Origin of the sequence: Amycolatopsis sp. NPDC004169, from assembly GCF_040610315.1 — a bacterium.
Classification (GTDB): domain Bacteria; phylum Actinomycetota; class Actinomycetes; order Mycobacteriales; family Pseudonocardiaceae; genus Amycolatopsis.
Map to the genome: position 1 here is coordinate 1 of NZ_JBEXMD010000032.1, position 21770 is coordinate 21770.

The 21770-nt window shown below is 71.9% G+C and carries 18 protein-coding genes; 10 read left to right on the top strand and 8 right to left on the bottom strand.

From position 1 onward, the window contains the following. Positions 1-141: 141 nt before the first annotated feature. Entirely contained in the window at positions 142-651 is a 510-nt protein-coding gene (locus ABZX11_RS33335) for a DinB family protein (RefSeq protein WP_176170150.1), read from the bottom strand. A 218-nt stretch (positions 652-869) separates the two neighbouring features. Here ABZX11_RS33335 and ABZX11_RS33340 point away from each other — a divergent pair, with 218 nt between their 5' ends. The 3 genes from ABZX11_RS33340 (at position 870) to ABZX11_RS33350 (ending at position 4694) form a co-directional block, all read left to right on the top strand. Further along, positions 870-2462 carry an AMP-binding protein gene (locus tag ABZX11_RS33340; protein WP_354920524.1) on the top strand — a complete coding sequence of 531 codons (1593 nt, stop codon included), beginning with the start codon at positions 870-872 and terminating at the stop codon, positions 2460-2462. A 413-nt stretch (positions 2463-2875) separates the two neighbouring features. After that, positions 2876-3967 (top strand): DnaJ domain-containing protein, encoded by a 1092-nt coding sequence (locus ABZX11_RS33345; protein ID WP_354920778.1) that lies wholly within the window; start codon positions 2876-2878, stop codon positions 3965-3967. A 121-nt stretch (positions 3968-4088) separates the two neighbouring features. Beyond that, positions 4089-4694 (top strand): LysE family transporter, encoded by a 606-nt coding sequence (locus ABZX11_RS33350; protein ID WP_354920527.1) that lies wholly within the window; start codon positions 4089-4091, stop codon positions 4692-4694. A gap of 46 nt (positions 4695-4740) precedes the next feature. Here the strand turns inward: ABZX11_RS33350 and ABZX11_RS33355 are convergent, their stop codons facing one another. After that, positions 4741-7209, bottom strand: coding sequence for a M14 family zinc carboxypeptidase (locus tag ABZX11_RS33355; RefSeq protein WP_176177683.1), 2469 nt, complete (start codon positions 7207-7209; stop codon positions 4741-4743). 191 nt (positions 7210-7400) lie between these two features. Here ABZX11_RS33355 and ABZX11_RS33360 point away from each other — a divergent pair, with 191 nt between their 5' ends. The 3 genes from ABZX11_RS33360 to ABZX11_RS33370 are packed head-to-tail and all read left to right on the top strand — an operon-like array spanning position 7401 to position 10038. Then, the gene (locus tag ABZX11_RS33360) at positions 7401-8072 is read left to right on the top strand and encodes a DUF998 domain-containing protein (protein WP_354920530.1); all 672 of its coding nucleotides are present in this window, start codon (positions 7401-7403) and stop codon (positions 8070-8072) included. Between the two features lie 35 nt (positions 8073-8107). Next, a complete protein-coding gene (locus ABZX11_RS33365; RefSeq protein WP_354920533.1) occupies positions 8108-9409 on the top strand; it encodes a cytochrome P450 in 1302 nt (433 codons plus the stop codon). Next, a complete protein-coding gene (locus tag ABZX11_RS33370) occupies positions 9406-10038 on the top strand; it encodes a TetR/AcrR family transcriptional regulator C-terminal domain-containing protein (protein ID WP_354920536.1) in 633 nt (210 codons plus the stop codon). Before ABZX11_RS33365 ends, ABZX11_RS33370 begins: the two co-directional genes overlap by 4 nt. Here ABZX11_RS33370 and ABZX11_RS33375 read toward each other — a convergent pair. From ABZX11_RS33375 to ABZX11_RS33400, 6 genes are all read right to left on the bottom strand, one after another. Then, positions 10035-10682: a GTP pyrophosphokinase family protein gene (locus ABZX11_RS33375; protein ID WP_176170155.1), complete on the bottom strand. Its 648-nt coding sequence runs from the start codon at positions 10680-10682 to the stop codon at positions 10035-10037. The genes ABZX11_RS33370 and ABZX11_RS33375 overlap by 4 nt on opposite strands. Positions 10683-10891: 209 nt before the next feature. Beyond that, a complete protein-coding gene (locus tag ABZX11_RS33380; RefSeq protein WP_354920539.1) occupies positions 10892-12073 on the bottom strand; it encodes a hypothetical protein in 1182 nt (393 codons plus the stop codon). A 99-nt stretch (positions 12074-12172) separates the two neighbouring features. Beyond that, positions 12173-13045 carry an LLM class F420-dependent oxidoreductase gene (locus ABZX11_RS33385; protein ID WP_354920542.1) on the bottom strand — a complete coding sequence of 291 codons (873 nt, stop codon included), beginning with the start codon at positions 13043-13045 and terminating at the stop codon, positions 12173-12175. 67 nt (positions 13046-13112) lie between these two features. Beyond that, a complete protein-coding gene (locus ABZX11_RS33390; RefSeq protein WP_354920545.1) occupies positions 13113-14417 on the bottom strand; it encodes an alpha/beta hydrolase in 1305 nt (434 codons plus the stop codon). 36 nt (positions 14418-14453) lie between these two features. Continuing rightward, positions 14454-15248, bottom strand: coding sequence for a hypothetical protein (locus ABZX11_RS33395; RefSeq protein ID WP_176170159.1), 795 nt, complete (start codon positions 15246-15248; stop codon positions 14454-14456). Between the two features lie 185 nt (positions 15249-15433). Further along, positions 15434-16429, bottom strand: a complete 996-nt coding sequence (locus ABZX11_RS33400; RefSeq protein ID WP_354920548.1) for a hypothetical protein — start codon at positions 16427-16429, stop codon at positions 15434-15436. Positions 16430-16489: 60 nt separating this feature from the next. Between ABZX11_RS33400 and ABZX11_RS33405 the strand changes: the two genes are divergently transcribed. From ABZX11_RS33405 to ABZX11_RS33420, 4 genes are all read left to right on the top strand, one after another. Further along, positions 16490-17071, top strand: coding sequence for a TetR/AcrR family transcriptional regulator (locus tag ABZX11_RS33405; protein ID WP_354920551.1), 582 nt, complete (start codon positions 16490-16492; stop codon positions 17069-17071). Next, positions 17068-18042, top strand: coding sequence for a hypothetical protein (locus ABZX11_RS33410; protein WP_354920554.1), 975 nt, complete (start codon positions 17068-17070; stop codon positions 18040-18042). Before ABZX11_RS33405 ends, ABZX11_RS33410 begins: the two co-directional genes overlap by 4 nt. A gap of 84 nt (positions 18043-18126) precedes the next feature. Further along, positions 18127-21264, top strand: coding sequence for a family 43 glycosylhydrolase (locus tag ABZX11_RS33415; RefSeq protein WP_354920557.1), 3138 nt, complete (start codon positions 18127-18129; stop codon positions 21262-21264). 141 nt (positions 21265-21405) lie between these two features. Further along, positions 21406-21750, top strand: coding sequence for a hypothetical protein (locus ABZX11_RS33420; protein WP_354920560.1), 345 nt, complete (start codon positions 21406-21408; stop codon positions 21748-21750). Positions 21751-21770: the final 20 nt, after the last annotated feature.

Here is a 21770-nt window from a genome sequence, read left to right on the forward strand (position 1 = left end):
CCAGCCGCCGCCTGCCGGTGAGGTGGTCGTCGATCTTGACGTAGAGTGCGGTGAGAAGGGTGTTCAGGTCTGTCGTCACAAACGGATCTTGAACATCCTTCGCCCGTCTCCGGTCACCACCCAGACTTACGCATTACTCGTCTAGCGGCCGGTCACCCCGTCGATCAGCTCCCGGCCGATGTCGACGTGCCCGGCGTGCCGGGCGAAGTTCTGGACCAGGTGGCACAGGACCCACGCGAAGGTGGGGTGCTCTTCGGCACCGCCGCGGCGGGTCGTGCGGGCGGCGCGTGCCCCCAGCGGTGTGACGGCGGCGAGCCTGGCGCAGTTTTCGCGCTCCGCGAGGAAGAAGGCGGTGAGGTCGGCCGAGGGTTCCTCCGGCGCGACGAACCACTCCTGCTCGGCGGTGCGGGGCCAGCTGAAGTCGACGTCCTCCCCGGCGAAGACGTACCGGATCCAGAACCGTTCGGTGCACGCCAGGTGCTTGACCATGCCCAGCGGCGTCCACCCCGAGGGCACCACGCTCCGGCGCAGGTCGTGTTCGGAGAGACCGTCGAGCTTGCGCAGGACGGCGGCGGCGCTGTGGCCGAGGTAGCCCACCAGCAGCGCACGCGGATCGGCCAGGGTCGGCGGGGGTTCGGGCGTCTCGACCATGATCGAAAAGGTACGGGCGGCCGCCCGCGACACCGGGTTCCCGCGCCCTCACGACGGGGTGACCGGCAGTCCCCTTGGCCCCGCAAACCCGGGAGCTATCGAACCAACGACATACTCCTCCCATCTCTGTCGTCATCGGAACGCCATTGCGTCTTCTCGACGGTCGCAACGAGTGCTACGTTCCACGGGAGGAGCCGGATCGAGGCAGAGGAGCGGCGATGAGGCTTTCTCCCAGCGCCCACAAGGACTCGTTCTGCCGCGACCGGCTGCCGCCGGCCGAGCAGTGGCCGCGGCTGGTCTTCGACCTGCCGGAGCTGCACTACCCCGACCGCCTCAACGCCGCGACGGCGCTGCTCGACGAGACCACCGCCCGCCTCGGCCCGGACCGCCCCTGCCTGCGCTCACCGCACGAGACGTGGACCTACGGCGACGTCCTGGCGCGCGCCAACCGCATCGCGCACGTCCTCACCGCCGAGCTCGGTGTCGTGCCGGGCCACCGCGTGCTCCTGCGCGGCACCAACACGCCGTGGCTCGCCGCGTGCTGGCTCGGCGTCCTCAAGGCCGGAGCGGTCGCGGTCACGACGATGCCGATGCTCCGCCGCGGCGAGCTCGACAAGATCGTCGACCGGGCCCGGCCCACGGTGGCCCTCTGCGACGAGCGCCTCCTCGATGAGCTGCCGCCGGACCTGCCTGCCGTGGCCTACGGCACCGAGCTCGCCGAACGCTGCGCCCGCCACCCGGCGACCTTCGCCGACGTGCCCACCGCTGCCGACGACGTCGCCCTGCTCGCCTTCACCTCCGGCACCACCGGGACACCGAAGGCCACCATGCACTTCCACCGCGACCTGCTCGCCATCGCCGACACGTTCTCCCGCCACGTCGTCCGCCCCACCGCGGACGACGTCTTCTGCGGGACACCGCCGCTGGCGTTCACCTTCGGCCTGGGCGGCCTCCTGGTGTTCCCGCTGCGCGCGGGCGCGTCGGTCCTGCTGGTGGAACGCGCGACCCCCCGGGAGCTGGCCTCGATCGTCGCCCAGCACGGCGTGACGGTGCTGTTCACCGCCCCGACCGCCTACCGCGCGATCCTCGGTGCCGGCGACGGCACCCTGCTGGCCGGCGTCCGCCGCGCCGTCTCCGCCGGGGAAGCCCTTCCCGCCGCCGTGGCCGAGCGCTACCGCGACACCGTCGGATCGCCGTTGATCGACGGCATCGGCAGCACGGAGATGCTGCACGTGTTCATCTCCGCGGCCGGCGACGACGCCCGCCCCGGCCGGACCGGCAAGGTCGTCCCCGGCTTCCGCGCCGCCGTCCTGGACGCCGACGGCCGGCCGGCGCCGGACGGCACGCCCGGGCTGCTCGCCGTCCAGGGCCCCACCGGCTGCCGCTACCTCGGCGACCCCCGGCAGACCGACTACGTGCGCGACGGCTGGAACATCACCGGCGACACCTACGTCCGCGAGCCCGACGGCTACTTCCGCTTTGTGGCGCGCAGCGACGACATGATCGTCTCCTCCGGTTACAACATCGCGGCTCCCGAGGTCGAAGAAGTGCTCCTGACGCACCCGGACGTCGAGGAGTGCGCGGTCGTCGGCACGCCCGACCCGGATCGGGGTGCCGTCGTCACCGCCTTCGTCGTGCTCCGGCCCGGCGTCGCCCCGGGCCCGGACGTCGTGCACGCCCTGCAGGAGCACGCCAAAGCCGTTGCCGCGCCGTACAAGTACCCGCGCCGGGTGCGCTTCCTCGACACGCTGCCGCGCAATGCCGGCGGCAAGCTGCAGCGATACCTGCTGCGCGAGCGCCGACGGGGGTGACGGGCCCGCTGCCGAGGTGGGGTGGCGGTGGGCCCGTCACGTCTGAGGGGGGTCGAGGACATGGCACAAGCGTAGCCGAGGATTCGAACACATGTTCAGGGCCGTTCGGGTGGATTGCAACTACGAGCGGTCACCGAAGGCCGCGACTTCTCCCGCGTTGCAACACTTCCGAGTGACAAACAGTCCTCAGTGGACACTGAACGACCACCGCAAACGAGCCGACACCGCCGCGCGGGACGTCGTCACCCGGACCGCCGCAAGCCGCCCGATTCCCCCGCCGTCACCGGCGAAACTCCTCACACCGCCGTGACCTGCACCGAGGACCATCACCCTGGCGTGCCGCCGAGGCGGTGGAAGCCCCGGAGACCCGACCCCATAAAGTCTTCGCGCAGCCATCGGAGGTGACCACCCGCGTGCCCGACGTCGACTACTACGAGGTGCTCGGCCTCCGCCGCGACGCCACGGCGGCCGACGTCAAGACGGCCTACCGCAGGCTGGCCAAGACCATGCACCCGGACGGCGGCGGCACGGTCGGCACGTTCCGGCTGCTGCGCGAGGCCTACGAGGTCCTGGGCGACCCGGTGGCCCGCGCGCGCTACGACGCCGTCGGCGCGGCCGTGGTGCCGGTGCCGGTCCGGCCGCGGCCCCGGCGGCGCTTCGGCGACGAACCCGGCTTCGTCCCCGACCTGCCCGAGCTCGACGCCGAGGACCTGAGCTGGTGGCACTTCGCCGGCGAGGACACCCGGATGCGCCACGGCCGCCGCCGCGGGCCGGGGCACACGCCGGTGGTGGTCGCGGTCGCCGGGATGGTGCTGGTGCTGCTGCCCCTGGTCACCGGGGTCGGGTTCAGCACCCCGGTGCTCATCGTCTGGCTGCTGCTGACCGCGGGCACGGCGTTGCTGGTCCAGCGGCTGGCCCGCGGGTACCTGCGCGCGGCGAAGGCGCGCGAGGCGTACGCCGAGGAGTTCGGCGGCCGCACGGTGTTCGGCTCCCCCGGTACCGAGCGCGACGAGCTGGCCGAGCGGCTCACCGCGGACCTGCTCGAGGGCTACCTGACCCGGCTGCCGGGCGCGCGCATCTTCCACGGCCTCGCCTGGCCGGGCTCGGTGTTCGCCGACGTGGACCACGCGGTGCTGTGCGGCAAGCGGCTGGTGCTCATCGAGTCGAAGCTGTGGCTGCCGGGCCACTACGAGACGGCGGAGGACGGCAGGCTCCTGCGCAACGGCCGCCCGTTCCGCGGCGGTGGCAGCCGGCTCACGGAGAGCCTCGCGGCCTACCGCGACCTGCTGCCGGGCGTGACGCTGCGGGGCGTGATGATCGTGTACCCGAGCCGCAGCGGCGAGCTGACGACGGCGGATCCCGGTGACCTGCCGGTGGCCCCGATGACGCCGGAGGAGTTCCTCCACGAGATCGGCGAGTGGCTGGCCGCCGATCCGTCCACTGTGGACCACGAGACGCTGCGCACGATGCGCGACCAGGTGGTCGGCGGCGGCCGGGCGGCATGAGCAGCCCCCGATTTCCACGCTACCGGAACGCACCGACAGTTCCGGGGCCGGCGGGTCGCGCAGCTCCGAAGTTCACGCATGACCGCGGCGCCGCCGCAACCGGCGAACGCGGCCGCGCGGCGTGAGCCCGGCCGCCACCCTCGGCACCGTCCTCCTCGCCTACCTCCTGGCCGCCGTCTCCCCCGGGCCCAACTTCGTGCTCATCGCGCACACCGCCGCGGCCGGCACCCGTCGCGCGGCGGTCGCCGTCGCGCTCGGCGTCGTCGCCGCCGGCGGGCTGCTCGCTTCCGTGGCCGTGTTCGGGCTGGGTGCCGTCCTGGCCCGCGAACCGTGGCTCGCGACCGCCCTCCGCGTCGTCTGCGGCGCCTACCTGGCCTGGCTCGGTCTCCGCCTGTGGCTGACCGCCCGGAACGCGGAAACCGCGCCACCCGACGCCCACGGCAGCGCCTTCCGCCGCGGCGTCCTGAGCAACCTGACCAACCCCAAGGCCGCGGCGTTCTTCGGCAGCGTCCTCACCGCGACCCTGCCGCCGTCCGAACCCACCGCCGTCAAAGCCGCCGCCGTCGCGCTGATCGTCGCCGCGTCGGCCGCCTGGCACCTGAGCGTGGCGCTGCTGTTCTCCTCCCCCACCACCCAGCGCTGGTACACCCACGCGAAACCGGCCCTCAACCGCGTTGTGGGCACCGTTCTCGTCGTCCTCGGTGTCACCCTCGCCGTAACGCCGTGAAGGCCTCCCCGCGGCAGCGGGGAGGCCTTCACGAACCGGATCGGAACTACCGGGTGCCACCCGAAGCGCGCTGCTTCTGCGCGTGCGCGGAGCGGGTGCAGACCTCGCCGACGTCGACCGTCTGGCCGCGGTCGGCGTAGACGTCCGCCACGCCGACGAGCTTGCCGCTCGGCGAGGAGCAGGTCAGCTGGTAGGCCTCCTTCGTGCCGTACGTCGGCGGGGTCGGCGACGAGAACGAAACGTCGCCGGTCCAGTCGTCGACCGCACTCGGGTCCGCCTGGTCGTAGTTGACCACCACGGCCTTGTAGTCACCCGCGGGCGGGTCGAACAGCACGGCGTGCTCGGACGTCGTGCCGCCGTTCGCCGACGAGCTGACCAGGTTGCCCGCCGAGTCGTAGATGAACAGGTCCCAGTCGGTCGACGTGCTCGCCCAGTTGATGTTGACGCTGAACTTGCCGTTGTCGACCTTCGGCAGGCCGTCGACGTGGAAGGTGAACGTGTCACCCGCCGGGTCGGCCGGGTAGTTCTGGTTGATCGGCGGCACGCCTGCCGGGTTGGTGACCGGGAAGCCCTGCTGCGCCGGACCCTGCGGGTCGCGCCCGTACCGGCCGGCCACGTACGGCCGCGTCGACGGGTTGACCGACCAGGCGAAGCGCCCGCCACTGGCGGTGAACTTCGAGTTCAGGTCGTCGGTGATGTAGATCGGCGGCTTGGTGGAGCCGTCGGGCTGGATCACCGGCGACGTCGGCGTCTGGAACGTCTTGTGCAGCTTGAGCTGGTAGTTCTTCGGCGCCGAGCCGATCAGCGTCGAGTGCTGCTGCGGGTCGGCCGCGTTGCCGAGCATGTCCAGGAACGCCTGGCGGTTGCCGCCCTTGCCGGCACCGGCCGCGGGGGCCAGGCCCTCGTACTCGGCCACGACGCTGTCGGCGTAGGGGCCGTGGAAGCCGTTGCCGCCGACCTCGATGGTGAAGCCCCAGCCGCCGGTGGCCCAGTACGACCAGTCCTCGGTGGTGCCGGTCGTGTCGTAGAGCGCCCAGCTCGGCTCGCTGGTGTAGCCGTTGCGCGAGGCCAGCTTGTCGCCGAGGGCCTTGTAGGCCGGCTCCTCCAGCGGCGGCCGGACGTCCGCCACGCCCGGCGGGCGCAGCACCAGCGCGGCGACGGTGTGCATCGTCAGCAGGTTCGTCACCTGGCGCGAGGACACGATCGAGCGCACGTTCCGGACCTCGGGCTCGCTGAACGGCGCGGACCCGCGGAAGGTGTCGCCGCTCCAGGCCAGCTCGGCGCCGTTGCCGCCCCAGAAGCCGCCGTAGTTGCGGTTCGGGTCGGTGCCGCGCACGCGGCCGCCCGGGTTCGCCTTGCAGACACCGGTCGCGAACTGCGGCGGCGAGTCGTTGACGTTGCAGTTCTTGCGCTTCATCTCGTAGTCGAAGCGCGTGAAGTCACCCTTGGGCTCGGCCTCGCGGGAGATCTCGAAGCCGTCCGGGTTGATGATCGGCACGACGATGTTGCGCGTCTTGCTCACCAGCGACCGGATCGCCGGGTCCTTGGCGTAGCCGTTGATCAGCTCGTACGCCCATTCCATGACGTGCTCGCCGGCCGGCCACTCCCGGGCGTGGTGCACACCCATGGTGAAGTTGACGGGCTTGCCGTCGGTCACGTTCTTGACGTCCGTGGCGATTTCGACGCCGACGACGTCCCGGCCCTCCCACGTCGATTCCGGCATGGTGAACGCCGAAACCAGGCTGGGGTTCTTGCGGGCCAGCTCCTTCATCTCGAAGTTGTACTCGTAGAGGTGCCGGTAGCTGGTCCGCCCGGACGGCAGCGCCGAAGCGGCGGTCTTCGCGGCGTACTGGCGGTCGGTCTTCGCGTCCTGGACCGACTTGGCCGACAGGTCCGCTTCGATGACCTTCGACTTGAAGCCGCTGTCCTTCAGCGTCTTGCGGTCGGCGTCACCGGCGAGCACGACCTCGACCCCGGTCGCGTCACCCTTCTCCGTGACGTCGAGGCCGAGTGCGGTCAGCTTGTTCTTGTCGGCGCGCGTGGGCGTCTCGACGCGGACGAGCTCCGCGCGCTGCGCGGCCGCGGCCGCACCGGTCGGCGTGCCCTGGGGCGTCAGCGCCAGGAAGTCGACGCCGAGCTGGACCTGCCCGGCCGAGCCGCCGTACCGGCAGCCCTGGACGACGAGCTCCTGCCCCTTCTTCACGAAGCTCTCGGCGAGTTCGTGGCTGCGCAACGCGGCCGAAGCGGCGACGACCGCGCCGGTGGCCTTGTCGAAGACGGCGACGTCCCAGTCGCCCTCGGCGCCCGGCGTCGCCTTGAGCCGCGCCTGGACCAGACCGTCCACGGTGGAGGTCAGCTCCCGGCGATCGGTGCCCGAAGTGCCCTTGGGCAGCACTTTTTCGAAGCACGAGCGGGCCACCGACTTGTCGGCGCGCAGGATGTTCTGCGCCGCACCCGCCGTGCCCGACGGCAACGCGACGAAGGTGCCGGCCAGTGCGACGGCCGAAGCCAGCATCACCAGCCGTCTTGGTGAATTCCCCACAGGTAGAGACCTCCTCGACACCATGCCGGCACGCACGGACGTACCGGAACCGAGCGACCATAGTGGAGGAAATCCGGCTGCGGACACCGCCGTAAGTCGTACAGCGTTCAACCCGCTCCGCCCGTTTCACGGGAGTTCAACCACCGGTCGGCTACCGTCGGTCCATGGTCACGTTCCCTGCGCGACGATGGTCGGTCGCGGTTTCGCTGACGGGCATCGCGGCCTTGGTGCTCGGCGCGGCTCTGGTGCTGCTGCTGCAGGTCATCCCGCCCACGGACGAAATCAGCGTCACCCGCCGCACGATCAGCGAATACGGCCTGTCCGACCACAAGTGGGTCTTCGACCTCGCGGTGGTCCTGGTCGCACTCGGCTCGGCGGCCGGGCTGGCGGTGCTGCGCGGCCAGCGGCGGCTCCCGCTGCCCGCGGCCATCCTGGGGACACTGTGGACAGTCGGGCTCCTGGTCATCGTGGCGTTCCCCAAGCCGGACTGGGCCACGGTCTCCCGCGCGGACTTCGGCGGCACGCTGCACCGGATCGCCAGCGTGGTGGCGTTCGTGGCGCTGCCACTGGCGGTGCTGGTCGCGGCGCGCACGGCGTTCCCCTCGTCACCGCGCCGCCGCTGGACGGCGATCGTGCTGGCCCTGCTGTCACTGTGCTGGTTCGCGGTGATCCTGGGCGCGGTGGTCGTCGCGGCGGCGGAAGACGGCCGGTGGTGGACGTTGATCCCACTCGGCCTGGTGGAGCGCGGGATGGCGCTGACGGAACTGCTCGCGCTGGGCGTGCTGCTCGCGCCGGACGGGCAGCAGTCAGGACAGCCCGCGCCCGGCCGTCGATAACCTACACTGTAGGTACGCCGACGGAGGGGGATGTCATGACCGGAGCCCTGGCCTGGACGAAGCCCGTGGTGCGCTGGGGGCTCGGCCACGCGCTCCCCCGGACCGTGCTGCGCCGCGGCGCCAAGCGCGGGGACCTGCAGGGCCGGATGGTGGTCGCCGCGGCCGAAGGGCAGGACCTCACCGGGTTGTTCGAGGAGATCCGCGGGGCTGGCCCGCTCGCGCGCACCCGGTTCGGCTGGATGACCACCACGCACGCCGCCGTCCGGGAGGTGCTCTCCAGCGAGGACTTCCGCGTCGGCGTCCTCGGGTCCGACGGCTCGGCGCTCGGCCGGCTCGTCGAGTGGTCGGCGGGCGAGCACCTGCACCCGGTGCGGCCGCCGTCGCTGCTGGCCGTCAACCCGCCCGAGCACACCCGCTACCGCAAGCTGGTCACCGGCGTGTTCACCGTGCGCGCGGTGGAGCAGCTGCGCGGCCGGGTGCAGGAGATCGCGGACGGCCTGCTCGACGCGCTCGACCCCGGCGCCCCGCTCGACCTCGTCGAGTCCTACTGCGGCCTGCTGCCGGTGACGGTGATCAGCGAAATCCTCGGCGTGCCGCCGTCCGACCTGGGCAAGGTGCTTTCGCTCGGGGCGGCCGCGGCGCCCAGCCTCGACCTCGGGCTCGGCTGGCGCACGTTCCGCGACGTCGAGACCGCGCTGGCCGAGTTCGACACCTGGCTCGGAGAGCACCTCGACCACCTGCGCCGCCACCCCGGCGACGACTTGTTCAGCAAGCTCGTCGCGGCTCGCGACGGCGGCGTCGGCCTCACCGAGACGGAGCTGAAGTCCACCGCGGGCCTGGTGCTGGCGGCCGGGTTCGAGACGACCGTCAACCTGCTCGGCAGCGGTATCGCCCTGCTCGCGCAGGATCCCGGGCAGCTCGCCGTGCTGCGCGAACGGCCGGAGCTGTGGGGCAACGCCGTCGAGGAAGTGCTCCGGTACGACCCGCCGGTGCTGCTGACCGGCCGGGTGGCCACGCGCGCGACCGAGGTCGCCGGGGTGCCGTTGCCCGGCGGGGCGTTGGTCACGACCGTGCTGGCGGGCGCGAACCGCGACCCGGGCGTCTTCGCCGATCCGGGCGTCTTCGACGTCACCCGGTCCGGGGCGCGCGACCACGTGTCGTTCGGCGCCGGCCGCCACCACTGCCTCGGCGCGTCGCTGGCGCGCATGGAGGGCGAGATCGGGTTGCGCACGATCTTCGACCGGTTCCCCGGCCTGCGCGTGCTGCCCGGTGGCCGCCGCCGGTCGACGCGCATCCTGCGTGGCTACGAAACCCTGCCGGCGGTGCTGACGCCGTGACGGCCCGCCGGGGCCGGCCGCCCCAGAGCGTCCTGTCACGCGAACGGATCCTGCTCGCCGGGCTGGCGCTGGTCGACGAAGAGGGCCTGGCCGCGGTGAGCATGCGCAAGCTGGCGCGGCGGCTCGATGTCGACCCGATGAGCCTGTACAACCACGTCGACGGCAAGGACGCGCTGCTCGACGGGATCGCCGAGGTCCTGCTCGCCGCGATCCCGGCGGCGCCGGCCGGGGCGGACCTGCGGGAGACGATGTCGGCGCTGGCGCACGGCTTCCGCGCCGCGATGCTCGGCCACCCCCGGGCGGCGCCACTGGTGCTCACCCGCCGGCTCGCGTCGCTGACGGCGCTCACCCCGCTGGAGGCGGTGCTGGCGCCGCTGCTCGCGGCGGGCTACCCGCCGGACCGGGCGGTGCACGGGCTGCGGGCGGTGCTGGCGTTCCTGATCGGCACGCTGATGCGCGAGGTCGACGCCGCACCGACGTTCGGCGGCAGCGTCCAGCGGCTCGCGGACCTTTCGGCGTCCGGGCTGCCGGCGGTCACCGTGGCGGCTCCCTACCTGGCGGTGTGCGACCACGAGGCGGAGTTCGAATTCGGCCTGCGGATCATGCTGGACGCGCTGGAGAGGCCCTAGCGGATCCGTTCGTGCAGCGCGGCCATCCGCCGATCGAGGTCGGCCGCCGTCCGCGCCGCGGCGGCGAGTTCGCCGGCGAAGTCGGCCGGGACGCTGTCGCGGTACTTGTAGGAGAGCTTGTGCTCGACCGCGGCCCAGAAGTCCATGGCGATGGTGCGCAGCTGGACCTCGACCTTGACCTTTTCCACCCGGTCGGAGAGGAAGACGGGGATGCGGACGATGAGGTGCAGGCTGCGGTAGCCGTTCGCCTTGGGGGTGGCGATGTAGTCCTTGGTGCGCAGCAGCTCGACGTCGTCCTGCGCGGTGAGCATCCGGGCGACTTCGTGCACGTCGGAGACGAACGGGCAGACGACCCGGATCCCGGCGATGTCGTCGAGCACGTGCGCGGCGGACACCCAGTCCCCGCCGAGCCCCCGCCGGCGCACTTTTTCCTTGATCGCCTCCGGCCGCTTGACCCGGCTCGTGATGTGCTCGATCGGGTCGTGCTGGTGGACGAAGTCGAATTCTTCGGAGAGGATCCGCAGCTTCGTCATCAGTTCTTCGATGGCGAACTTGTACATCAGCAGAAAGCGCGGAAGCTGCCCGGCGACGGCGAGCTCGTCGGCCGCCTCGCGCAGGTCCTCGGCCGCCGGGTCGGTGGTCACTGAAGCCTCGTGGTGCTGTCGTCGGTCGTTGTCCGGGCGCCAGGGTACTGCGCTCTGTGGGGAGAACGAACGGGGACGGGGTGAAGTTTCCGCGGGTCACCGGATCGGGTGGCGGGCCGTTGCTGCAGTGGGCTCGGCCACCGGGCTGCTGCTGAAAGCCCCCGGCCCGGACCGGGGCGTGGGGCCGCCGGTCCGGGGTTCGGGGTCGGTCAGCGTCCCGCGGGTGCCTTTCCGGCCGCGGCCACCGCCTCGGCGACGCACTGGACCGCGGCCGCGCCGGCCTGTTCGGCCTCGTCCCCCTTGGTGCCGGCTTTGTTCTCGGCCTTGTTGTTCTGGGCGTTCATGTCCTGCGCACCCTGGTCCTGCGCGTTCTCGTCCTTGGCCTTCTCTTCGGCGGCCATCCCCTGCTGCGCCGCGGCAGCGGGGTCGGCGGCCTGGGCGACGCAGTTCAGGATGCCCGCGCAGTCCTGCGCCGAGAGGACGATCCGGCCCGCGCCCGGCTGCTCGCCGGCCATGCCGTTCTGCTTCGCCGCATCCTTCTGACCGGCGGCTTCCTTCTCGGCGGCCGTGCCGTTGTCCGCCGCCATGCCGTTCTCGGCGGCTGCACCCTGCTGGTCGGCCATGCCGTTCTCCGCGGCCATCCCCTGCTGGTCGGCCATTCCGTGCTGACCGGCCATGCCGTTGCCGTTCGCCATGCCGTTCTCGACGGCGGCGCCGTTCTCCTCGGCCTTGCCGTTCTGGTTCGCCATGGCGTTGCCGTCCGCCAGGGCCGCCGCCTGGGCCACGCACTTCTGGACCACCTCGCAGGCCTGGGCGGCCGCAGCGTTCTGATCGGCCGCCTTCTTGCCCGCGGCCTTCTTGTCGGCCGCCGCCGCTTCCTTGCCCGCCATGCCGTTCTTGCCGGCGCCCATACCGTTCTCGGCGTCCGCACCGCTTCCGGCCGCCATCCCGTTCTCATCAGTGGCGCCGTCGGCCATCCCGTCCTCGGCCGCGGCGCCCTTCTTGCCCGCGGCCTTCTTCCGCCCAGCCGCGTCCTCCCCCGCCACGTCCTGCGACGCCACCACCGCCGCGCACTGCACCGCCACCTCGTTCGCCGCCAGCTGGTTCCCGCACCCCGCCGCCTTGCGGCGTTGCTCCAGCTGGTCCACCGCCGCCTGGCGGTTCGCCATCCGCGCCTCCGACTGGGCGTCCGGAGCCGTGCGCTGGCTCGCGATGAACGTCAGGTTGTTCTGCACCGCCGCGTCGAGACCGCCGCACTGTTCCGTGGCCGCGTTGCTCGCCGGGCTGGTCAGGGCGATGGCCGCGGCCGTTGCTCCGGCCACGCCCACCAGTGCGGCGAGTCCGATCGTCGCGGGTTTGCGGTGTCGTCCGGTCGTGCGCACGTGGGGCATCAGCCCCTCCTCTCGGGTCGCCACCTCACCCGTCCACACGGACAAATCGGCGAAGCGGTTCACCCGGAAGGAAAATTCCTCACGTGTCCACTGTGGACGTCAGAGTTCCGCCAGCTGGGGCACCGTCGGGGCCATGCCCTCGATCCACGCGGCAGGCGAGCCCGTCGTGGGCGTGACGATCGCCGTCTGGATGCCGAGTTTGGCGTAGTCGGCCATCGACCGGACGAAGTCGTCGCGGGTTTCCGGGTTGGGGCGGGGGTTGTTGGCCAGGATCGTCTTGCGGATCGCGTCGTAGTCGCGGCCGACGTCGTCGCAGTGGCGGCGCAGCACGTCCAGCTTGTGCGCGACGTCCTCCGGCGATGACCCGAACAGGTTGCAGGCGTCACCGTATTGGGCGACCAGCCGCAACGTCTTGCGTTCTCCCGAACCGCCGATGAGCACCTTCGGCCGGTTGATCGGCTGCGGCGAGCACAGCGTCTCGGCCAGCTGGTAGTACTTGCCCTCGAACGGGCCGTTGTTCGCCGGGTCCCACATCTGCGCGCAGATCCGCAGCATCTCCTCCAGCCGCTCGAACCGCTCGCCGAGCGGCGGGAACGGCACGCCCATCCCCCGGTGCTCGCGCTCGAACCACGCGGCCCCGACGCCGAGCACGGCCCGGCCACCCGAAAGGACGTCGAGCGTCGTGACGATCTTCGCCAGCAGGCCCGGGTGCCGGTAGGTCACGCCGGTGACGAGCAGGCCGAGGTCGATCCGGGACGTGTGCGCGGCGAGGTAACCGAGCGTGGTGTAGCCCTCCAGCATGTTCGACTCGGCGGGCAGGCCGGTCGGCTCGATCTGGAAGTAGTGGTCCATGAAGGACAGCCAGGTCGCCCCGGCCTCCTCCGCCGCGGCGCCCACGCGGGCGAGTTCGCCCGCGATCGCGGGCGTGCCGCCGTCGATGTCGAAGATGGGCAGGTGGAAACCGAGTTCCATGGAACGCACTCCTGACGTGGTCGGTGTGCCCCCACGCTAGGACCTGGAGCGCACTCCAGGGCAAGTCTCATCCCACGGCCGAGGCGAAGAAGTCCGCGACCGAGCGGTCGGACACCGGGCCTTCGGTCACCGGCACCCCGGCCGCACGCAGGCGCGCCGCGAATTCCGCCGACTTCCGGCCCCCGTTGCCCAGCAGGAACGGCGGTGCGCCCGGGCCGGCGTACGTCAGCGGGCTCGCCGCCTGCCACGTCGAGGGCGCGCGCCCCAGCGCCATCAGCACCGAAGCGCGGGTGAGCGGGTCCTGGCCCGCGAGCTCGAACTCCGCCGGGGCCGCCAGCGCCGCCACCGCGCGGACCGTGCTGTCCTGCCCCTGGTACGGGCCGCTGTCCCGACCTCGCGCGACGCCGAGCAGCGACGCCAGGGTGCCGCCCGTCCCGGTGCCCGCCACCGCGATCCGGGCCGGGTCGATGTCGAGCGCGGCCGCGTTGGCCTTGAGGAACCGGACCGCGCACCGGGCGTCGGCGAGCGGGGCAGGCCACCGCGCGGCGGGCGCGAGCCGGAAGTCGATCACGGCGACCGCGAAGCCGCGCGCCGTCAGCTCGTCCCGCAGAGAGCCGAACCGCGAGCCGGAGAGCAGCGCGCCCGGGCCGGTGAGCTTGCGGTTGCCGAGGACGAGCCCGCCGCCGTGCAGCAGGAGCACCACCGGGGCCGGCGGTCCGCCCGGGCTGCGCCGGTGGATGTCCATGGCCAGCGGGATCCCGTCGGCGCGGCAGTACTCGTACGTGCCGGGGCCGGTGTCGAGCAACGTCGACGCGGCGGGCCCGGTGCTGCTTTCGCCGGCCGCGACGGTGCCCGCCACGCCGGTCGCGAGCACCGCCACGAGCAGGGGGAACAGCACGATCCACGCCGTCACCCGGCGCGCCGTGGACGGCCAGGGGTGCGCTCGCCGCCGGGCCACCACGAGGAAGCCGAACAGGGCGAGGCCGGCCAGCCCGGCCACCACGGCGTCGGTGAAGCCCACCACCGTGTCCGCAGGCTGCCACGGGTCGAACCGCGTCAGCAGCCCGAGCGGCCGGCTGATCACCCACACGGCGAGCGCCGCGGCCGCTGTGAACGCGCCGAAGTGCGCCGTCTTGCGGGTCGGCCACCCCAGCGCCGCGACGGCGGCGACCAGCCCGACCGCGGCCACGAGGCCGAACAGCATCGCGTACAGCTGCCAGACCCGCCACAACGCGGGCAGCGCGGCCGCCGTGGTCACGGCCCCGCCGAGAGCGGCGAAGACGGCCGTGACCAGCAGCGGACCGCGGCGCAGCGCGGCCGGCGGGCTCGTCGGCGGGCGGCGCGTGCCGGGATACCCGTCGACGACCTTCATGCCGCCAGTGTCACCCTCGCCGGGCGAACGCGCACCCTACTTGCGCGCCGCCGTGTAGTTGCGGAACAGCAGGTAGGTGTCGAGGATGTCGGACGACGCGCTCTGCACCGACCGGTAGATCCCCCACTTGGGACGGACGTAGTCGCCCTGGTCGGGCAGGTTCACGTTGCTCATGCTGCCCTGCGCGGCGACCGGCGCGCTCGCCCCGGTGCCGTTGCGGATGACGCAGGCCGCCTTGCCTTTCGAGCCCGGCGTGAACGTCCACTCGACGGTGATCCACTTGTCCCGCAACGGCGCCAGGTCGGTGACCGCGATGCTCGGCGACCCCGAGTTGGCGTACGCGCGCGCGTTGAGCTGTTCCTTGCTGCCGCTGCGGGTCAGGTCGAGCGTCACCCACGGGCCGCCGTTGGTCGACGGCGTCTTCGTCTGGAAGATGTGGGTGAACTTGCTGGTGCCGTGCAGGGACGCGGGGATGTACATCTCGTAGGAGAGCGTCCAGGTTTCGCCGTTGTGCATCTTCAGCGTGGTGCCGTTCTGCACCATGCCCTTCGACTCGGTGCGCTGGCGGTCGCCGCCGCCGGTGGTGTCGCGGTCGTCCTTCCAGATGTTGAACCGGTAGTGGTCGCCTTCGACCACGACGTACTTGCGGTCGGGGTGGTGGTTGCCCCGGTCGGCCTCGATCCCTTCGAAGGCCTTCAGGCCGTCGGTGGCGGGGTTCGGGTGCCACAGCGGGGCCGCGTCGGCGGGCAGCGCCGCGCTCAGGACGAGCGGGACGGCGAGAGCGGAGACGGCGAGCGAGCGCAGGGCCGCCCGGCGGGGGAATTCCGGCATCGTCGGTGTGTCCTTCCTGACGAGCTGTTCGGCAGGGGTGCACATCGGTCGGCGGACGGACCCGGAAAACCGGGCTGGACATCCGATGTCTTACGCCATGAAGCTAGAAGAGGCAGCGCTTTCTGTCAATCCCACCCCGGTTGCCGCCCTGGTTGGCCAAGAATTCATCGGATGCCATAGCCGGCTCAGCCGTAGCACTCGGCCAGCGCGCCGAACGCCGCCTTCGGTTCCCACGGGACGTCGGGGTACACCTTTCCCGTTCCCTCCTCCAGCACCTTCACCACGCCCCAGCTGGCCATGTCCAGGTCGGTCCGCGGGTCGGCCCGGTGCACCAGGCCGTAACACACGAACGTGCAGGCGAACGCGGCGTCGACACCTTCGTCCGTGAAGATCTCCACCAGCTCGCGGAGGTACCGCGCCTGCTCCTCTTCGTCCCGCGTGTACTCGCCCTTCAGCCGGACCGGGACGTCGCCGTCGTACTCGAGGATTTCGCCGCACCGGGCGCCCAGGTCCGCCGCGCCGCGGTAGGGCGTCACCCCGAACTCGGTGATCGCCACCGGTTTGCCCGCCGCGACCAGGTTCCGGACGCCCTCGCGGTAGATGTGCTCGACCTCCTTCGAGCGGTGCGCGTCCACCGAGACGATGTCGAAGGGCGCCCAGTCGACGCGCTCCAGCGGAACCGCCGCGTACGTGACGCGGCCGCCGAACCGGGCCCGGACCACCTCGACCGCGCGGGCCAGGAACGCGTTGACCCGCTCCGGCAGCCCGGCGACGAGTTCCCGTGACGCCAGCAGGTTTTCCAGCCGCTCGGGAAGGCTGCCGCCCGGCAGGAAGCCCCGGCAGAACAGGCTCAGTTCGGCGCCGGTGACGAACACGATTTCGGCGCCCGCCTCGCGGAGCCGCTCGGCACGGGCGGCGCCGTCGGCGAAGAGGGCCAGCAGCTCGTCTTCGTCGCGTTCCCAGGGGAACGGCGAGAACCACACCTCCAGTCCGAGCGCCGCCGCCTCGCGGGCGGCGAACTCGATCCGGTCGAGGTCGGTGCCGATCAGCCGCACCGCCGTGCAGTGCAGGTCGTCGCGGATGATCGCCAGCTCGCGGCGCACCAGGTCCGGGTCGAACGGGCGGTTGAACCGCCCGCCGGTCTCGAGTCCGGTGTCGTAGCCGATGCCCTTGGCCCGCATGTCTGCCTCCCAGATTTAAGGTACGGTCCGTACCGTACCGTACAGCGCTAGAGTAGCCCCATGGCGACACCGAAGACCCGGCGCCGGGGCACCGAACTGGAAGAGGCGATCCTGCGCGCGGCGGCGGCCGAGCTCGCCGAAACGGGCTACCCCGGGCTGACCGTGGGACGGGTCGCCCAGCGCGCCGGCACGAACAAGAACACGATCTACCGCCGCTGGCCGAACCGCGCCGCCCTCGGCGTCGCCGCGTACCGGCACCTGGCCGAGGACACGCTCAAGCCGCCCGACACCGGCAGCCTCCGCGAGGACGCACTGGCGCTGCTGCGCGCGATCAACTGCGGCCAGACCTCGCCCGCCGCGCGTGCGCTCCGCGGCCTCCTCACCGGCGTGGGCGACGAACCGGAGCTCCGCGAGCAGCTGCACCAGCAGGCCGCCGAGGGAGGCGCGGCCGCCTGGCTCACCGTCGTCGGCCGCGCGGTGGACCGGGGCGAGGCCCGGCCGGGCGCGCGGCACCCCCGCGTCGCCACAGTCGCCCTCGTGCTGCTGCGCAACGAATACCTCACCCACGGACTGGCCACAGTGGACGACGACGTGCTCGTCGAGCTCGTCGACCTGGTCTACCTGCCGCTGGTGCGCGCATGACCGACCGGCTCACCCGGCACGACCGGCTCGCCGCCGCACTGGCCGAAGCCGGCGACGACCTCCTCGCCGGGGCACGTCCGCTCGGCACCGGCATCGGCGGGTCGTCCTGGCTGCTGCGGGTGGCCGGGGAACCGGTCTTCGTCAAGCGGGTGGCGCTCACCGACGTCGAACTCGCGAACCCCCGTTCGACGGCCGACCTCTACGGGCTGCCGCCGTGGTCGCACTACGGCGTCGGGTCCGCGGGCGGCGGCGCCTGGCGCGAGCTGGAAGCGCACCTGATGACGACCGCGTGGGTCCGCGGCGGCGAGTGCGCGAACTTCCCGCTCCTGCACCACTGGCGGATCCTGCCCGGCCTGCCCCGTCCGCGCGGCGACATCGACGCCGACGTCGCGTTCTGGCACGGCGACGCCGGTGTGCGGCGCAGGCTGGAAGCGCTGGACGGCGCCACCACCGATCTCGTGCTGTTCCTCGAGTACCTGCCGCACGACCTCGCCGGGTGGCCGGGCGACGACCTCCCGCTCGAAGAAGACCTGCGGCACATCACCGGATTCCTGGCCGCCCAAGGCGTCCAGCACTTCGACGCGCACTTCGCCAACATCGTCACCGACGGCGAACGGCTCTACCTCACCGACTTCGGCCTCACCGTGGCTTCGCGGTTCGACCTCTCGGACGCCGAAGCGGAGTTCCTCGCCGACCACGCAACCCACGACCGGGCCTACGTACTGACCCACCTGCTCAACCGGCACGTCCGCGGCCTGCGCGCGTGGCCGGATGCCCGCTCCCGCAACGACTTTGTCCGCGCGTGCGCCGCCGGCGAGGTGGCGGACCAGGCCCCGCTGCTCCGCCGGTACGCGCCGCTGGCCGCCGTCGTCAACGACTTCTACTTCGCGCTCCACACCGAGAGCCGGAAGACGCCCTACCCGCGTGAGGCGATCGCCGAGCTGCTGGCCCGCCGGCCGCAAGGCTCTTGACCAACGGGACCACGCCGACCTAGAGTCAGCGTACCCGAATCATGTTAACGTTAACATGCGCAGGCCCCGAAGGAACCGACAACGATGAAGTTGTTCTCCCCGCGCCGTTTCGGCGTCGTGCTGGCCGTCGCGGCCGCCCTCGTCCCCCTCGGCAGCGCCGGTGCCGGTGCGGCTCCCGCCGCCGGCGGCAGCGTCCGCGCCGCCGCGAACACGCTGACCGTGACCGGCCTCGACGACGTCCGTGGCAACCTCACGCTGCCGACGAGCGGCCCCGGCGGTACCAGCGTGGCCTGGACGTCCTCCGCGCCGTCGGTGATCACCCCGACGGGCGAGGTCGCCCGGCCGGCGACCGGCGCGGCCCCGGCCGAGGTCGTCCTGACCGCGAAGGTCAGCCTCGGCCGCGAGAGCACCACGCGGCGGTTCACGGCCACCGTCGTCCCCAAGCCGGTCCAGGAACCGTTGGCCGGCTACAGCTTCTTCTACTTCACCGGCGAAGGCACCTCCGACGGCGAGCAGATCTACTCGGCGCTGAGCAAGGGCAACGACCCGCTGAACTGGACCGAGCTCAACAACGGCAGGCCGGCGCTCAAGTCGAGCCTCGGCGAACTGGGCGTGCGCGACCCGTTCATCCTGCGCTCCCCCGACGGCGACAAGTTCTACCTGCTGGCCACCGACCTGCGGATCTACGCCGGCCGCGGCTGGGACGCCGCCCAGCGCACCGGCAGCCGGTCGATCATGGTCTGGGAGTCGACCGACCTGGCGCACTGGTCCCGCCAGCGCAGCGTCGAGGTGTCCCCGCCGACCGCGGGCAACACGTGGGCCCCGGAGGCCTTCTGGGACGCCAAGCGCGGCACGTACGTCGTCTACTGGGCGTCGAAACTGTACGCGGAGAACGACCCGAACCACCTCGGCGACAGCTACAACCGGATGATGTACGCGACCACGCGCGACTTCGTCACCTTCAGCGCGCCGAAGGTGTGGATCGACCCGGGTTACTCGGTGATCGACTCGACGGTGATCGAGAACCAGGACACCTACTACCGGTTCACCAAGGACGAGCGCAACAACACCTCCTCGACGCCGTGCAGCAAGTTCATCACCGAGGAGAAGGCCACCGACCTGCTCGACCCGCACTACGGCTTCGTCGCCGACTGCATCGGCAAGGCCACCGCGACCAGCCCGGGCCTGTCCGCGGGCGAAGGCCCGACCGGGTTCAAGTCCAACACCGAGAACAAGTGGTACCTGTTCATCGACGAGTTCGGCGGCCGCGGGTACGTCCCGTTCGAGACCACCGACCTGGACTCGGGCAAGTGGACGATGTCGACCGGCGCGCACCTGCCCGCGTCGCCCCGGCACGGCACCGTCCTGCCGGTCACGCAGGCCGAGATGAACCGGCTGAGCGCACCCCCGGCGCCGGCGAAGGCCGACGCGAACGGCCTGGTCGCGCACTGGCCGCTCGACGCGAAGTCGGGCACGGTCGCGGCCGACACCACCGGCCACGGCTACGACGGCGCCCTCGCCGGTGACGTCGGCTGGAGTGACGGGGCACTGGCCTTCGGCGGCAAGAACGGGCACGTCCAGCTGCCGAACAACCTGCTCACCGGCGCCTCCGCGGCGACCGTGTCGGCCGACGTCCTGGTCGATCCGAACCAGCAGACGCCGTACTTCCTGTGGGGCCTGGGCAACACGGCCGAGGACGGCACCGGCAACGGCTACCTCTTCACCACCGGCGGTACCGCGAGCGGCGGCTTCCGCGGCGCCATCGCCACCGGCAACTGGACCACCGAGCAGGCGGCCGACGCCGGCGGCGGGCTGCCGCGCGGGGTCTGGAAGAACGTGACCCTGACGGTCGGCAACGGCGTCGAGGTGCTGTACCTGGACGGCGTCGAAGTGGGCCGCAACCAGAACGCCACGATCAAGCCTGCCGACCTCGGCGGCGGCGTCACGGCGGCGAACTACCTCGGCCGCTCGGTGTACGCGGGCGACCGGACGCTGACCGGCAAGATGAAGGACGTGCGGCTGTACAACCGGGCGCTGTCCGGGCTCGAGGTCGCCACGCTCCCGTCGAACAGCACCGCGATCCGCTCGGTGCAGCTCGACGCGCTCAAGACGCCGGCCGTCGTCGACGCCGGCGCCGGCACGGTCGTGCTGCCGGTCAAGCCGGGCACCGACCTGCGGCGGCTGTCGCCGAAGTTCGACCTGGCGCCGGGCGCGAGCATCAGGCCGGACAACGGAAAGCCGGTCGACCTCAGGTCGCCGAAGCAGTTCACCGTGACCGGTGCGGGCGGCGAGCGTCGCGTGTGGACGGTCGAGGCGCACGAGGTGCGCAGCCCGGTCCTGCCGGGGTACCACGCCGACCCGAACATCGTCGCCTTCGGCGACACGTACTACCTCTACCCGACCACCGACGGCTTCGACGGCTGGAGCGGCACGAAGTTCTCGGCGTGGTCGTCGAAGAACCTCGTCGACTGGACGGACGAGGGCGTCATCCTCGACCTCGGCAAGGACGTGAGCTGGGCCGACAAGAACGCCTGGGCGCCGACCATCGCCAAGCGCGGCGGGAAGTACTACTTCTACTTCTGCGCCGAGGCGAAGATCGGCGTCGCGGTGAGCGACTCCCCGACCGGCCCGTTCACCGACTCCGGCAAGCCGCTGATCGCGAAGAACCCCGACGGCGGCCAGGCCATCGACCCGGCGGTGTTCATCGACCACAGCGGACAGCCGTACCTCTACTGGGGCAACGGCAACGCCTACGTCGTCCCGCTCGACGAGGACATGGTGTCCTACGACCCGGCGAAGATCACCCGCCTCGACGGCCTGACCGACTTCCGCGAGGGGCTGTTCATGGTGGAGCGGAAGGGCACGTACTACCTCAGCTGGTCCATCGACGACACCCGCAGCCCGGACTACCGCGTCGGCTACGCCACCGCGCCGAGCCCCACCGGGCCGTTCACCAACCGCGGCGTGATCCTGAGCAAGGACGCCCACCTGGGTGTCCTCGGCACCGGGCACAGCTCGATGCTGCAGGTCCCTGGCACCGACGACTGGTACCTCGCCTACCACCGCTTCGGCATCCCCGGCGGCGACGGCACCCACCGCGAGACGACGATCGACAAGCTGACGTTCCGCCGCGACGGCACGATCGCCCCGGTCGTCCCGACGCTGGAAAGCGTGCGGCCGCAGCGGATCCCGTGGCACTGCGGGGCGGTCCGGGCGAGCTGATCACGGGTGGGCCACTCGATCGGGTGGTCCACCCGATGCGGTGAGACGGAGATCACCAGCGGCAGCGTTTACCCCGCTTCGAGCGGGGTAAACCTCCGCCGTTCGGGTTGCTTCGCCGCTTTCCGCCTCAGGAGTCGTTTGATGACCAGCGTCCTGACCGACAACTTCGGGAACTCGCGTCCGGTGCCTCGGCCGCGCCCGCGTCCGGTCACGTCCGACACGCTCGCGGAACTCGCCCGCCTCGCCGCGCTGGCCGAGCTCGCCCGCCGCTCGTCCCCGTCCCTGATGCACCACGCGATCCTCGCCGGCACGTCCCCGGCCACGGTGGCGGCAGCCGCGAACGTCGACGTCGCCGAAGCCCACATCCGCTGGCACGAATGGGCCGACACGGCAGTCGGGCGCGAAGAGTACCTGCGGGTGCACACCGCGTTCGCCGCGGCCGTGGTCGCCCGCCACGAGGCCCTGGAGGAAGAACCGTGCCCGTGAGCACCGAAGAGACGACCCTG

Bases quoted from the DNA above. Each gene is read 5' to 3' on its own strand.
- ABZX11_RS33365 (WP_354920533.1), top strand. From the start codon at position 8,108: ATGACCGGAGCCCTGGCCTGGACGAAGCCCGTGGTGCGCTGGGGGCTC.
- ABZX11_RS33360 (WP_354920530.1), top strand. From the start codon at position 7,401: ATGGTCACGTTCCCTGCGCGACGATGGTCGGTCGCGGTTTCGCTGACG.
- ABZX11_RS33420 (WP_354920560.1), top strand. From the start codon at position 21,406: ATGACCAGCGTCCTGACCGACAACTTCGGGAACTCGCGTCCGGTGCCT.
- ABZX11_RS33395 (WP_176170159.1), bottom strand. From the start codon at position 15,248: ATGCCGGAATTCCCCCGCCGGGCGGCCCTGCGCTCGCTCGCCGTCTCC.
- ABZX11_RS33380 (WP_354920539.1), bottom strand. From the start codon at position 12,073: ATGCCCCACGTGCGCACGACCGGACGACACCGCAAACCCGCGACGATC.
- ABZX11_RS33335 (WP_176170150.1), bottom strand. From the start codon at position 651: ATGGTCGAGACGCCCGAACCCCCGCCGACCCTGGCCGATCCGCGTGCG.
- ABZX11_RS33355 (WP_176177683.1), bottom strand. From the start codon at position 7,209: ATGCTGGCTTCGGCCGTCGCACTGGCCGGCACCTTCGTCGCGTTGCCG.
- ABZX11_RS33415 (WP_354920557.1), top strand. From the start codon at position 18,127: ATGAAGTTGTTCTCCCCGCGCCGTTTCGGCGTCGTGCTGGCCGTCGCG.
- ABZX11_RS33400 (WP_354920548.1), bottom strand. From the start codon at position 16,429: ATGCGGGCCAAGGGCATCGGCTACGACACCGGACTCGAGACCGGCGGG.
- ABZX11_RS33410 (WP_354920554.1), top strand. From the start codon at position 17,068: ATGACCGACCGGCTCACCCGGCACGACCGGCTCGCCGCCGCACTGGCC.
- ABZX11_RS33390 (WP_354920545.1), bottom strand. From the start codon at position 14,417: ATGAAGGTCGTCGACGGGTATCCCGGCACGCGCCGCCCGCCGACGAGC.
- ABZX11_RS33405 (WP_354920551.1), top strand. From the start codon at position 16,490: ATGGCGACACCGAAGACCCGGCGCCGGGGCACCGAACTGGAAGAGGCG.
- ABZX11_RS33340 (WP_354920524.1), top strand. From the start codon at position 870: ATGAGGCTTTCTCCCAGCGCCCACAAGGACTCGTTCTGCCGCGACCGG.
- ABZX11_RS33385 (WP_354920542.1), bottom strand. From the start codon at position 13,045: ATGGAACTCGGTTTCCACCTGCCCATCTTCGACATCGACGGCGGCACG.